Source organism: Nitrospirillum guaranorum (genome assembly GCF_034653275.1).
Classification (GTDB): Bacteria; Pseudomonadota; Alphaproteobacteria; order Azospirillales; family Azospirillaceae; genus Nitrospirillum.
Genome location: NZ_JAYEES010000002.1, coordinates 172,626 through 185,893 on the forward strand (window position 1 = coordinate 172,626; position 13,268 = coordinate 185,893).

Below are 13,268 nucleotides of genomic sequence, written 5' to 3' on the forward strand. Positions count from 1 at the left end.
AAGTTTTCAAAAGCGTTATTGGCGGCGCCTGTAATGGTCCCGTTATTTGAGATGGTGCCAACCGTGCCCCAGTAGGGATAGGAAAGAGTGGTTTGATTGCCTGTAAGGACCGTATCCCCACGGGCTGCGGAGGATGCCGCCGCGACGCCGAGCGCAGAAGCGGAAAGCAGCAGGACGCTCAGACGCCGGGAACGTGCCTGGAACATGGAAACTCCTGGAATATGGGCGGGCCGACACGCGGGAGAGGAAGGTTTAAAGAAATTTGCGCTTATTTGGAGGATTATATTGGAGAAATGCAATCTTTATGCCCGCAGGCGGAAGAAATTTTCAGCTCGAGGGCTTAGTCCGTTCGGGCGGGTAAGTCGGACGAAACCGGGAACATCGCCGCCGCAGATCCAATCACCCCACTAGGCACCGGCATGGCCGACGCCAAAGGCAACGGCAAGAGCAGCTTTAGGGATGGCCGCGGGAGGCTGCTCCACCCATCGCATCGCATATCGCAACGCCCCCCAATGTGCCGCGCCCAACCGGCGTCATCCGCCGCCAAACAACGTCGACGCCCCGACCACCGCGACCATGTGGTCGATGAAAGCGCGTACGCGGCGAGGCACTTGGCCGCCGCCGACATATACGGCGTTGATCATTTCCAAATCGCCGGGGTTGTGGGCCTCCAGCACCGGCACCAACTCGCCGCGGGCGATGGCCTCGGCCACGTGCCAGTGGCTGAGACGGGCCAGGCCCAGGCCCGCCAGGGCCATCTGGCGCAGGGTCTCGCCATTGTTGACTTGCAGGCTACCGGACACCGGCACCTCAATCTCGCGTTCCCCTTCCCGGAAGGGCCAGCCGACACGGCTGCGGCGGAAGTTGAAGCCCAGGCAGTTGTGGTGGACGAGGTCGGCCGGCGTTCCCGGCGTGCCGTGGCGCGCCAGATAATCGGGCGCGGCGCAGATCACCCGCCGGCTCTGCCCCAGCTTGCGCGCCACCAGGGCGCTGTCCGGCAAGCCGCCCACACGGAAAGCCAGGTCGGCCTTCTGGGCCAGCAGGTTCACCACGTCGTCGGTGAAGCTGAGGTCGACGGTCAGGTCGGGATGGCGCGCCAGGAAGGCCGGAAGGGCGGGCGCCAGCACATGCGTGCCGAAGGGGACGGAGGCGTTGATGACCAGCCGGCCGCGCACGGTACCCGACCCCACCGCCTGGTCGGCGTCGTCCAGCGCCCGCAGCGCCCGCTCCGCCCCCTGCAGATACCCCCGCCCCTCGTCCGTCAGGGTCAGCGCCCGGGTGGTGCGGTTCAGCAGGCGGGCGCCCAGCCGCGCCTCCAGCCGGGCGATCAGCTTGCTGACGGCAGACGGCGTCAGGTCCAGGGTGCGGGCGGCGGCGGAAAAGCCCCCCTCCCGCACCACGCGCACGAACACCTCCATCTCGCCGGAGCGTTCCATCAGCACGCGCGCCATCTGTGCCTACCATTCATAGATATTGTTCCTGCATACTCCATACTCCCGCCGCCAGCCGCTGCCTAGATTTCGCGTCGAAACGTCATCGGGACGTGATGAGAGGAGTATGGGTCATGGACCTGAAGATCGCGGGCAAGACGGCCCTGGTCACCGGATCGACGGCCGGCATCGGCCTGGAAATCGCCCGCAAGCTGGCGGTGGAGGGTGCTGCCGTCATCGTCACCGGCCGCGACGGCCGCAAGCTGGACCAGGCGGTGGAGAGCATCCGCGCCTCGGGTGGTGTCCCGGTAACGGGTGTGCAGGTGGCCGGCGTGCGGGCCGACATCACCACGGCGGATGGCGCGGCCGAGCTGCTGGGCCAGGTGCCGTCGGCGGACATCCTGGTCAACAACCTGGGCATCTATGAAAGCAAGTCGTTCGCCGACATCAGCGATGCGGACTGGCAGCGCTACTTCGACGTCAACGTCATGAGCGGCGTGCGCCTGACCCGCCACTATTTCCCGCAGATGCTGGCGCGGAACGACGGCCGGGTCATCTTCGTCTCCAGCGAGACGGGCCTGGCGGTGGACCCGGCCATGATCCACTACGCCATGACCAAGACGGCGCAGCTGTCGATCGCGCGCGGCCTGGCCGGCCAGACCAAGGGCACGCGGGTGACCGTCAACTCGGTGATGCCCGGCCCCACCCGGTCGGAAGGCATCGTCGACTTCCTGCGCGGCGTGTCCAGCAAGCCGGACACCACGGTGGCCGAGGCGGAGGCCGAGTTCTTCGCCACCGCCCGGTCCGGATCGCTGCTGCAGCGCATGATAGAGCCGGAGGAGATCGCCAACATGGTGGCCTTCCTGGCCAGTCCCCTGTCGGCCGCCACCAACGGCGCCGCCATCCGGCTGGAAGGCGGACTGATCAACACCCTGGCGTGAGACGGACCCGCGCCCCGGCCATTATGGGCTGCCCCCCATGGAAGTTCTGATTTCAGAACTTCCATGGGGCCGCGAGGGGCGCACCCTGCGGCGCGCCAGGGGTCACTTCGCCTGCCAAACCTCGGGATGGGCGTCCATGTAGTCGCCCAGCGCCTTGGCGATCTTGGCGTCGTCCGCCAGGCTTGGATGGGAATGACAGCCGCTGAAGGCGATGTCGTGCATGGGCAGGAAGGCCAGGCGGCTCTCCCCGGCCGCGTGCAGCTTGTCCGCCACCTTGGCCACCTCGGCCGTGATCTCGCCCTCGGCCATGTCGGTGGCCCACAGCAGGAAATAAGCCTGGGGGTTGTGGGCGCGCAAGCCTTTCACGAAGTCCACATAGGTCGCCTCGTAATCGGCGTGCAGGGCGTCACGGGTGGCCCACTTCTCCCCCGCGTGCAAGGGCGTGGTGAAGTCGTTGGTGCCCAGGGCGATGACGATGACCTGGGGGTGCCAGGCCGGATCGTCATAGCGGACGGCATGGTCGAACAGGGTATAGGGGTAGGCCTGCGGCAGGGTGTCGGCAGCGAAGCCGTTGTAGTTGCGGACGATGCCCCGGCCGGAAATGGCGTTCACCTGGTAATCGGCGCCATAGCGGCCGGCCAGACGCGGCGCGATGCCCTGCGAAGTGTCGGTGGTGTCCCACACCTCGTCCGTCGTGCAGGTCTGCTGGAACGCCGCCTGGTCCGCCGTGTTGCCGTAGCCCACGGTGTGGCTGTCGCCGATGAATTCGATCTGCCGCGCCCGTGCCGGAACAGGCAGCGGCTTGGTGCCAGCCAGGGCGAAGAAACCGCCGAAGGTGCTGGGGCCGGCCTGGGTTTCGCTGGCAGTATCGACACGCAGGGTGTGCGCGCCCGCCTTCAGCCCCGTGACGCGATAGACGCCCGGCTTGGGCTTCACCAGCGCCACGGGCGCGCCGCCATCGACGCTGACGCGCAGGCTGACGTCGCCTGGGCCGACACGGAACAGGGCCGAGTTCCCATTGAACCGGGTCTCGACATAGGTGCCCGGCCATTGCCGGCGGAAACCGCCGTCGGTTCCCTCCGCCAACACCCGGCCCCCGATGTGCCCCGGCAGGGCCGTGGCCCCGGCGGGCAGGTCGGCCACAGGCTCCACCTTGGGCGCCCCCTTGAGGGACGGTGGCTCCTTGGCCAGGGCCGGGCCGGCGGCCAGGGTGGCCGTAAGCGACAGAACGAACGCCGACAGAACATTCAGGGACTTCACCGTTTTCCTCCCAGCATCAGACTTATATGCCAAATGCCGGGAGAGTAGCGGCATCGGCTGCCGGCTGCCAGTGCGCGAACTAAAGCGTCCCCGGCTGGCCGTAGGGATGCGGCCGCAAGATGTCCTCCAGCCCGATGCGACGCAGCAGTTCGGCCCGCACCCGGTCGGCCACGCCGTTCACCACCTCGCAGCCATCGCTGGCGGGATCGACATGGGTGCGAAAGGGACGCTGGCCGTACGGCATCTCCACCACCCGGGCCAAGGCGTCGGCGACCAGGCGGGCGTCGGCGTCCGGTGGTTCCAGCTTGGCCAGGCCCGCCTCCGCCACCTCGGCCATGCCCTTGTCCGGCCCCTGCTCATAGGCCAGCACGGTGGCCAGGTCCGCCGGGCGGCCGGCGTGCGCGAAATGGTTGGTCCCCTTGGTGAAGGCGCCCGGCACCAGGATGTTGGTCTCGATGCCCCAGCGCGCCAGTTCGCCGGCATAGCTGACGGCCAGGCTGTCCATGGCGGCCTTGGCGGCGAAATAGGGCGCCAAGTAGGGCGGCGTGCCGCCGCGTGCGCTGCTGGACGACACCCAGATCACCAAGCCGCGCCGCTGGCGCCGCATCTGCGGCAGCACGGCGCGGTTCACCCGCTGGGTGCTGATGACGTTGATGTCATAGAGCTCGGCGAACTGTTCCGGCGTGAACGCCTCCGCCGGGCCCAGGGACATGTGGCCGGCATTGTGCACCAGCACGTCGATGCGGCCATGGATGGCGACGATGGTGCCCACCGCCCGCTCCACCGAGGCCTGCGATTGCACATCCATCTCTATCGTCCGCAGATCGGACCGGTGGTCCTCCGCCCAGGCCGCCGCCTCGGCCACCGCGCGCGCGTTGCGGGTCGTGGTATCGCGCATGCTGGCGTAGACGGTGTGGCCGTTCAGAGCCAGGGCGCGCACGGCCAGGGCGCCGAAGCCGCTGGACGCGCCGGTGACGAGGATGACCTTGGACATGGGGGATGCTCTTCCTGGGGCTGGACGCCGCTGGCCGGCGGAACGACGGGAAGGCTAAGGCGCTGGTCCCCCCGCCCGACAGACACACCTAGGTTTGCCCATACCTTGGTTTACCTCCGAGAGCCCCATGAGCAATCGCGCGCGGATTTCGTTGCATAAATGCGATACTATTTACGAACCGCTAGACCCTTGATTATTCTGGTCGCCACGCAACACCGCAGGCCCGGCCTGGACAGAATAACACGGCGGATCATGGGCCCCTCTCCTTCGCCCCCCCAGCGGGCGGTGCCGCGCCGGCGGTCACGCCCCCTGGCGGTGCTGGCCGGCCATGGTCGCGCCCAGTGCCTGGCCGCGGCCGTGCTGGCGCTGCTGATTTTTTCCGCCGACGCCTTCAGCCCGCTGCAGGGCGCGGTGGCGGTGCTGCACACCGCCGTCGTGCTGCTGGTCGCCATCTCCCATGGTCGCCGGGCGGTGATGCTCACGGGCCTGGCCTGCGCCGCGCTGACCGCCGGCGCCTTCCTGGCCGGCCATATGGATGACCTGTCGGAAGGGGCGGCCATGCGCCTGGCCGTCAGCCTGACGGCCATCCTCATCACCACCCTGTTGTCGCTCAGCAACCGCAGCGCCCGCACCGCCATGGCGGAGCAGGCGCGCATCCTGGAGCTGACGCACGACACCGTCGTCATCCACGACGCCGACGGCATCATCCGCTATTGGAACGATGGCGCGGAACATCTGTACGGTTGGACCCGGGCGGAGGCGCTGGGCCAACCCTGTCAGCAGCTGCTGCGGACCGCGTATCCGGCGGACGAGGTGCGGCAGGCACTGGCCCAGGCCGGTCACTGGTCCGGCGAGCTGACACGGGTGCGCCGCGACGGTCGCCGCATCGTGCTGGCCAGCCGCTGGCTGGCCCGCTTCGACGCCCAGGGCGGCAACATCGGCATCATCGAGACCAGCGCCGACCTGACGGAACAGCGGCGGGCGGACGCGGAACGCCAGCGGTCGGAGGGACGCTACCGCGCCATCTTCAACGCCGCCGGCTTCGCCATCTGGGAGTCGGACTGGACGGACGCCTTCCGCGTGCTGGAAAAGGCGCGCGACCTGGGTGGCGGCGACCTCAAGGCCGGCCTGGCCCTGCACCCCGACCTGATCCGCCAGGCCGGGCAGGCAACCCGCATCCGCGCCATCAACGCCGCCGCCGTCCGCCTGTTCGAGGCCGAGGGGGCGGAGCAGCTGCTGGCGGGCAGCATCGTCGCCATGTACACGCCCAGCAGCGAAGCCGCCCTGGTCCAGGTGTTCGCCGCCCTGTCGGCGGGGGAGCGCATGGTGGAGGCGGAGGGACAGTTCCGCACCCTGTCGGGCGGCATGGTGGACGTGGTGCTGCGCGTCACCGTCCCGCCGGAGGATGAGGACTGGTCGCGCATCCTGGTCATGGCGCTGGACGTGACGGAGCGCAACCAGGCCCAGGCCAAGCTGGCGCAGCTCAGGACCGAGCTGGCGCATGTGTCGCGCATGACCACGCTGGGCCAGCTGGCGGCATCCATCGCGCATGAGGTCAACCAACCCCTGTCGGCCATCATCACCTATGGCAAGACGGGCCGCCGCTGGCTGGCGCGCGGGCCGGAGCATGCGCACGAGGTGGAGGACTGCCTGCAGCATGTGGTGACCAACGGCACCCGCGCCGCCGATGTCATCGCCCGCATCCGCGCCCTGGCCCGCAAGGCGCCGCCCAAGGCCGACGCCCTGGCGGTAGAGGCCCTGGTGACCGAGACCGTGGCCTTGGTGGGCCGCGAGGTGCAGGCCAAGGCCATCGCCGTTCGCGTCCTGTGCCCATCCGACCTGCCGCCCGTGCGGGGTGACAAGGTGCAGGTGCAGCAGGTGCTGATGAACCTGCTGATGAACGCCATCCAGGCCACCGCCGCGCAAGGGGGGCCGGTCGTGGACAACGATACGGCCCGCGACATCACCATCCTGGCGGAGCGGGCGGACGATCTGGTCAGGGTGTCCGTGCGCGACAGCGGCGGCGGTATCCAGGGCGTGGAACCCACCGCCTTGTTCGAGCCCTTCTTCACCACCAAGGCCGATGGCATGGGCATGGGCCTGTCCATCTGCCGCTCCATCATCGAGGCGCACGGCGGGCAGATCACCGCCGCCAACAACGATGGCACCGTCCCCGGAAGCGGCCGCCGGGGCGCCACCTTCGCCTTCACCCTGCCGGTGGTACCGGAGGCCGGGGCGGCCGGCGATGGCGTGGGGGAAAGCGACGGCGCGCACGCCGCGTGATCGCCATGCCAAGTCCCCGCCCCGGCAGCCAACACCCCAATTAACATCCCAAATAACATCTATGTATGATGGGCCCCCACCCGCTCCCCGGGGTACAGGGATGCGTTCAAGGAGGCGCGCGGCACCATGGGCGCGCATCCCCGCCAGCCCTCATCCGGCCGGTGCGTGTCCGAAGGCGGAGTAAGGGCCCTGAGCAATCCCATTATCGCGATCGTCGACGATGACGCGGAAGTCCGCGGCAGCCTGCTGAGCCTCATGCGCTCCGCCGGGTTCGATGCCTGGGGATTCGACGGGGCGGTGGCGTTCCTGGATTCCCCCGCGCGGGATCAGGCCGCCTGTCTGGTCACCGACCTGCACATGCCGGTGATGGACGGGCTGGCACTGCAGGCGGCGCTGCGCGACGCCGGCAACGACCTGCCCATCATCATCATGACCGCCTTCGCCGATCCCGCCCTGAGCCAGCGGGCGCTGCAGGCCGGTGCCGTGGCCTTCCTGTGCAAACCCCTGGACCCCGAGGATCTGCTGACCCGGGTCGAGGCGGCGGTGGCGGGGCGGGACCGATAGAGTTTTTCCGACTGTGTCGCAGCGGACGGGGCCCCTGCGTCAGGGCGCCCGGCCGGCGATGCGGTTAATGAAATCGCGCTCAGGCCGCGTGTCGACCTCGGGCGCGGCGATGCCCGATGGACGATCATGCTTGCCCGCCAAACCGGCGATGAACCGCCGCGCCGGATCCTCTGCCGGCCGAGCCTCGAGCCCGGACTGAGCTTGAGGATCATGCCGCGTTCCGGCATCCCGCTCACCCGCCAGTGACGCGATGAAAACTTTCGCCGGGTCATCCTGCCACGCGGCGAGCGCCGGGCTGGACATGATCCCCACCAGGATCAAGGCACTGATGGGCGCACGCAGCACCCTCTGGACAGAGGCGGACATCTTTTATCTCCGGCAATGCGCCGCGCCGCCGCCCTGAAAGGGATACAGACGACCGGCCGTTGGTAAAACCAGCCCGCGCCGCCGTGGGCGGGGTGTAGCATCACGCCACCCCGCTAAAATATGTGATGAGTGATGAATTTTCTATATCATCACTAGTCACGTTTCCGGATATCAGCCATGCCGGGACGAAAAAAGCCACGCCGGCGACGAACCGGCGTGGCGCGCAAGGGGGCCGCCACAGGCCCCCCCAGAGGTGCCTATCCGGCGTTGGGATTTCCAACGCCCGGGTGGAATCAAACGTCCGCCATCTCCGCCGCGATCTTGCCGGAGCCGAGATCGGCGCCGGTCACCGGGTCGCTTTCGGGATTGGACATGGTGCGGGCCATCAGGGCCCGGGCGGCTTCCTTCTGCGCGTCGGTCAAGGTGACGGACGGCAGGCCGTCACCGCCGTCCAGCGGCAGGCTGCCCTCCACATCGTCCAGCCGTTGCCAGGTCCCGCCGGTGTTCCACGGGCCTTCGGTGTCCCCTTCGCCTTGGGACGTGTTGACATAAAGGTCGGCGAATTCGGCCTTGCCCGGGAGCTTGCCGGGCGGGAAGTTGGGTTCGATGGCGTAGAGCGCCTTCTCGAACGACTTTTGGTGCGCGATCTCCCGTGTCATGAGGAAGCCCAGGGCATCCTTGATGCCGGGATCGTCGGTGACGTTGATCAACCGCTCGTACACGATCTTGGCCCGGCTCTCCGCCGCGATGTTGGAGCGCAGGTCGCAGGTGGGGTCGCCGATGCTGTCGATGTAGGCCGCCGTCCACGGCACGCCGGAGGAGTTGGTCAGCGACGGGCCGCCGCCGTACAGCAGCGACTGGGTATGGCTGTCGCCCCCCTGGTTCAGCGCGGCATAGAGGTCGGCCTCCGCCATGTTGGCCTCGGCCAGGTCGCCCTTGATGCCCTTGTTCAGCATGGCGACGATGCTGCCGATGATCTCCAGGTGGCTCAACTCCTCCGTGGCGATGTCGAACAGCATGTCCTTGCGGCCGGGGTCGGTCTCACCCAGCGCCTGGGTGAAGTAACGCATGGCGGCCGCCAGCTCGCCCTGCGGCCCACCGAACTGTTCCAGCATCAGGCTGGCCAGGACGGGGTTGGGTTCGGCGACCCGCACCGTGTATTGCAGGCGCTTGTTGTGCATGAACATCGTCTTCGTCCTTCTGATTCCTGTCGTGACCCATGGGCGACACCGCGCGCCCTCGAAGCGCCTTCTAAAAGGCCGCGAATCTGGAATTGTTCCAATAAAACGAGGCAGTAAAAGTAATTGCCGAGCCCAAGCTTCGCTTAGGCACGGAAAAATCGTAGTAATTCTCACTCAAAAATCTGCCGGGACCTCCATCCTCTTCTTCATCGCCACGGAACCGACGGCGACGGCCCGGCTTGTCTGCACACGGGGGAGGTGCCCATTGGAAATGCGGACGTTGGCGAAGCGGCGCCCGGTCGCCGGCCGGCTTTCCGCCCCGCGCCCCAGCCCGACCCACTCAACGAGGAGGATGGCCCATGGCCACGAACGAGGAACATCTGCTGGACTGGCTGCGCGACGCCCACGCCATGGAACAGCAGGCGGAAACGATGATGACCGCCATGTGTGAGCGTATCGAGAACTATCCCCCCGTGCGCGACAAGCTGCGGGAACACATCGCCGAAACACGAACCCAGACCCAGCGCCTGGAAAGCTGCCTGGCACGGCTGGGCGATGACAGCTCGACGCTGAAGGATCTCGCGGGGCGCGCCGCCGCCTTCGGCCAGGGCCTGGGTGGCATGTTCATGAGCGATGAGATCATCAAGGGGGCGCTGGCGAGCTTCGCTTTCGAGAACCTGGAGGTCGCCTCGTACACCATCCTGGTCGCGGCGGCGGATGCCGTGGGCGATACCGAGACACGCGACCTGTGTGAACAGAGCCTGCGTGAAGAGCAGGCGATGGCCGCCTGGCTGGCCGAGCATCTACCCGCCCTGACTAAGAAGTACCTGGTGCGCGACGAAGTGATGGAAGAGGGCGGTAAGCGCTAGGCCGCCAGGAACGGCGACGCGCGCCCAAACCAGTCCCGGAGGACTTGATGAATCCACAATCCCACGGCACAGCACCACCACCCCGCCAAGCAATCGCATCCATCAGGAGAAAGGACCTGGTCCGGGAAACCAGCGAGGATTCCTTCCCCGCGAGCGACCCGCCGGCCTGGACCGGCGTGTGCGGCACCTGCCAGCCGGGAGAGAAGACAGACCTGGCGCAATCGGTGGGAAGTCGCGCCCCTGCCGCTAAACCGCCGAGGTAATCGGCGGCGCGACCGAGGCGGTTGTGAGGTTGGAGGGGTCTAGCCGCAGGCGTTCATTCCGCGGCCAGACCCTCCGCCTGCAGGCGCCACATGCGGGCGAACAGGCCGTTGTGCCGGCGCAGGTCCGCCGCTGACCCGTCCTCCACGATGCGGCCGTCCTCCATGACCAGGATCCGGTCGAAGGCGGCGACGGTGGACAACCGATGCGCCACGGCGATGACCGTGCGCCCGGCCATCAGCTCGACCAGGGAGCGCTGGATTTTCAGCTCGGATTCCGTGTCCAGGGCGGACGTCGCCTCGTCCAGGATGAGGATGGGGGAATTTTTCAGGAAGGCGCGGGCGATGCCGATGCGCTGGCGCTGGCCGCCGGACAGCTTGGTTCCCCGCTCACCGACCAGGGTTTCGTATCCCTCCGGTAGGGACAGGATGAAGTCATGGCAGTTGGCGGCGCGGGCGGCGGCGTGGGCCTCCTCATCCGTGGCGTCGGGCCGACCGAACCGGATGTTTTCCAGGATGGTGCGGTGGAACAGGGTGATTTCCTGGGGCACGACGGCCAGGGCCGCGCGCAGATCGTCCTGGCGCAGCCCAGCCACCGGCCGGTCGCTGATCAGCAATTCCCCGTCCTGGACATCGTAGAGGCGCTGCAGCAGGCTGACCAAGGTCGACTTGCCGGCGCCGGACGGCCCCACCACCGCGACCTTCTGGCCGGGCGGAATGTGGACGTCCAGGTCCCGCAGGGTTTCCGCCCGAGGCGGAACGCGGGGCCTGTCCTCATCCCCATCCTCATCCAGCGCCATCTTGGACGCGCCATAGGCGAAGGCCACCCGGCGCAGTTCCACGGCGCCCGGCTCCGCCACGGGATCGAAGGGAGCGCTCGCCGGGTCGTCGGTGATGGTGGGGCGCAGGCCGATGACCCGCAAGGTGTCCTCGATATGGCCGACATGCTGCACCATGTCCACCAGCGCCAGCGCCAGGTCGCGGGCGCCATGCAGGATGCGCAACGTCAAAGCGCTGACGATCACCACGTCGCCGGTGGTCACGGCCCCCTGTCCCCAGCGGAACAGCACCCAGGACAGCATGGCGCCGGCCATGATCCACAGCACCACGTCATAGAGCATGCGGGTCTTTTCCATGTGCATCCAGCTGGCCTTCTGCATCCCCGCCTCTTCCCGGAAGCCGGTCGCCAGCCGCTCATATTCCCGCCGCCGGGCCGAAAACGCCTTCACCGCCCACATGTTGGAGATGACGTCGGTCAGGGCGCCGGCCACCTCGCCCGCGCGGGCGGCATAGGCGCGGTGCAGCGGCTGCCCCCCTGGCCGAACAGGATCAGCCCCGTGGTCACCAGGGTCACGAACACCGCCAGCGCCGCCGCCATGCGCCAGTCTATGGTGGAGAACACCACCACGGCGCCCAGAAAATCCACGCAGGGCGGCGCCACCCGCCAGATGACGGTGTTGCACAGCGCCCCGAAGTTGCCGGCGGTGGCGGTGATGCGCTGGCCCAGCGACCCCGCCAGGTTTTCCGTGAAGTAGCGCATGGGCAGGCCGCTGAGGTGCGCGAACAGGTCCAGCCGCATGTCGACGCCGATCCCGACGGTGGTGCGGCACCCCAGCCAGCCGGTCAGGCGCCACAGGACGCTTTCCAGGCCGATCAGGGCGATGAACAGCGCCAGCGGCCGCCACACCGCCACCGGCACGCCGCCACCGTCCGGCGCGCCGGCGGACATGGCGTCGATCAGCAGCTTCATGCCGTACTGAACCGCGACGGCGCAGGACGCCGCCCCCAGCACCAGCACCGCCAGCACCAGGCAATGCCCCCGCCAGCGCCGGGCGTACCGCGCGATGAAGCGGCGGGGTGAGGTCAGGAAGGCGGGCAGGCCGGCATCCGCCGGGTTGTCGCGGTCATCCATGCCGCACACCTCCCGCCAGCGCCCCATCCAGTGCCATGGACGGCGGGAACACCCGCCCCCGGCGCCCTTCCCGGTCCAGAAGATCGCGTTGCACGGCCAACTCCTCCATCAAGGGCCGATGGATGCGGCTGGGCCCCGCCGGGCCCCGCGCGGTCAGCAAGCCGACCTCACAGGGCCGCTCATCATCCCAGCCGGGATAGTCCAGCACCGGATAGAGGCAGACCCCCTGGACGGGAACGCCGCAGGCCAGCGCCTGGCGCACCTCCGCGCACACATAGTGCAACCAGGAGGGGCGCGCGCTTCCCTCCGCCCCGGTCTCCGCGATCAGCAGCGGCCGGCCATATCGGGCATGGAATTCCGCCAATATCTGATGCAGGGGCCGGTAGCCGTGGTGGCCCAGCGGGATGGTGCCGCCCCCCTGGTACCATTGGTTATGCGGGTAGAAGTTGACACCGACGATGTCCAGATAGGCCGGCGCGCCGCCCAGGCCCGGATCCTCCCGGCCGCTCAGCATGTCGTAGGTCTGGAACTGCGACAGCCGGCGCCGTTCCGCCGCCTCGTGCTCCTCCGCCAGAGGAGCCCCCGCCGTCACGTGGATGGCCGGTTCGGCGTAGACGAAGCGGGCCCTGGGGTCGACCGCCCGGATGGCGTCGACGGCGGCGATGGCGGCCCGCACCAGCTGGGCCTTCAGCCGCTCGCCCTCCCCCCGGGCGAAGGGGTTCATGTAGCCCTCGTCCCCCCAGCCCATGCCAGGAAGGAGATTTCGTTTATCGGGCAGAAGAAGGGTATGGCGTCGCTTTCCGTGCGGACAAGCCGGGCCGCCGCCGCCGCGAAGCCGGCGAAGCGATCCACGAAAGCCGGCGACCAGATGTCCAGGTCATCCGGCCAGCCGTAGTGGCAGAGATCCCAGATCACCTGGATGCCCGCCGCCCTGGCCGCCCGCAATTGGGGCAGGACGGTCGACCAGTCGTACCATCCGGGCCCGACCTCGACCCTGTGCCAGCGCATCCCATCGCGCACGGCGTGGATGCCGGCCGCCGCCAACAGACGGTAGTCCGCCTCGGCATGGCGGTCATGGCCGGTGGCCGCGAGTATGTCCAGCCGGCGCCCGTCCCGCCGGCGGTGGGTTGAGCACTCGAAGCCCCCCAGAAAGAAGCTTCGGAACAGATCCCAGTCCTGCACGTCCATGTCACCTCCGCTCCCGGCCC

At 68.3% G+C, this 13,268-nt stretch carries 13 protein-coding genes; 4 read left to right on the forward strand and 9 right to left on the reverse strand.

Annotated elements, in window-relative coordinates; genetic code table 11:
* Positions 1-533: 533 nt before the first annotated feature.
* A complete protein-coding gene (locus UAJ10_RS06650) occupies positions 534-1,451 on the reverse strand; it encodes a LysR family transcriptional regulator (RefSeq protein ID WP_322914597.1) in 918 nt (305 codons plus the stop codon).
* Positions 1,452-1,564: 113 nt separating this feature from the next.
* On the opposite strand from UAJ10_RS06650, the gene UAJ10_RS06655 reads away from it, so the two are divergent.
* Entirely contained in the window at positions 1,565-2,371 is an 807-nt protein-coding gene (locus UAJ10_RS06655; RefSeq protein ID WP_322914598.1) for an SDR family NAD(P)-dependent oxidoreductase, read from the forward strand.
* 102 nt (positions 2,372-2,473) lie between these two features.
* Here UAJ10_RS06655 and UAJ10_RS06660 read toward each other — a convergent pair whose 3' ends face one another.
* Both UAJ10_RS06660 and UAJ10_RS06665 read right to left on the reverse strand, forming a co-directional pair.
* Complete coding sequence (locus UAJ10_RS06660; protein ID WP_322914599.1) at positions 2,474-3,631, reverse strand: SGNH/GDSL hydrolase family protein; 1,158 nt, start codon at positions 3,629-3,631, stop codon at positions 2,474-2,476.
* 79 nt (positions 3,632-3,710) lie between these two features.
* Entirely contained in the window at positions 3,711-4,625 is a 915-nt protein-coding gene (locus tag UAJ10_RS06665) for an SDR family oxidoreductase (RefSeq protein ID WP_322914600.1), read from the reverse strand.
* Between the two features lie 252 nt (positions 4,626-4,877).
* Between UAJ10_RS06665 and UAJ10_RS06670 the strand changes: the two genes are divergently transcribed.
* Positions 4,878-6,908, forward strand: a complete 2,031-nt coding sequence (locus UAJ10_RS06670) for a PAS domain-containing sensor histidine kinase (protein WP_322914601.1) — start codon at positions 4,878-4,880, stop codon at positions 6,906-6,908.
* Positions 6,909-7,034: 126 nt separating this feature from the next.
* Positions 7,035-7,472 carry a response regulator transcription factor gene (locus tag UAJ10_RS06675; RefSeq protein ID WP_322914602.1) on the forward strand — a complete coding sequence of 146 codons (438 nt, stop codon included), beginning with the start codon at positions 7,035-7,037 and terminating at the stop codon, positions 7,470-7,472.
* Positions 7,473-7,511: 39 nt separating this feature from the next.
* Here the strand turns inward: UAJ10_RS06675 and UAJ10_RS06680 are convergent, their stop codons facing one another.
* Together UAJ10_RS06680 and UAJ10_RS06685 are read right to left on the reverse strand one after the other, a co-directional pair.
* Entirely contained in the window at positions 7,512-7,838 is a 327-nt protein-coding gene (locus UAJ10_RS06680) for a hypothetical protein (protein WP_322914603.1), read from the reverse strand.
* Between the two features lie 293 nt (positions 7,839-8,131).
* Positions 8,132-9,025, reverse strand: a complete 894-nt coding sequence (locus UAJ10_RS06685) for a manganese catalase family protein (RefSeq protein ID WP_322914604.1) — start codon at positions 9,023-9,025, stop codon at positions 8,132-8,134.
* Positions 9,026-9,378: 353 nt separating this feature from the next.
* Between UAJ10_RS06685 and UAJ10_RS06690 the strand changes: the two genes are divergently transcribed.
* The gene (locus UAJ10_RS06690) at positions 9,379-9,888 is read left to right on the forward strand and encodes a ferritin-like domain-containing protein (RefSeq protein ID WP_322914605.1); all 510 of its coding nucleotides are present in this window, start codon (positions 9,379-9,381) and stop codon (positions 9,886-9,888) included.
* A gap of 316 nt (positions 9,889-10,204) precedes the next feature.
* Here UAJ10_RS06690 and UAJ10_RS06695 read toward each other — a convergent pair whose 3' ends face one another.
* From UAJ10_RS06695 to UAJ10_RS06710, 4 genes are read right to left on the reverse strand one after another with little or no spacing between them, the layout of a single operon-like run.
* Entirely contained in the window at positions 10,205-11,419 is a 1,215-nt protein-coding gene (locus UAJ10_RS06695) for an ABC transporter ATP-binding protein (RefSeq protein WP_322914606.1), read from the reverse strand.
* On the reverse strand, positions 11,404-12,060 hold the full coding sequence (locus UAJ10_RS06700; protein ID WP_322914607.1) for an ABC transporter transmembrane domain-containing protein: 657 nt from the start codon (positions 12,058-12,060) through the stop codon (positions 11,404-11,406). Before UAJ10_RS06700 ends, UAJ10_RS06695 begins: the two co-directional genes overlap by 16 nt.
* Positions 12,053-12,784, reverse strand: a complete 732-nt coding sequence (locus UAJ10_RS06705; RefSeq protein WP_322914608.1) for a hypothetical protein — start codon at positions 12,782-12,784, stop codon at positions 12,053-12,055. Before UAJ10_RS06705 ends, UAJ10_RS06700 begins: the two co-directional genes overlap by 8 nt.
* Positions 12,781-13,248, reverse strand: coding sequence for a hypothetical protein (locus UAJ10_RS06710; RefSeq protein WP_322914609.1), 468 nt, complete (start codon positions 13,246-13,248; stop codon positions 12,781-12,783). Before UAJ10_RS06710 ends, UAJ10_RS06705 begins: the two co-directional genes overlap by 4 nt.
* Positions 13,249-13,268 lie beyond the last annotated feature (20 nt).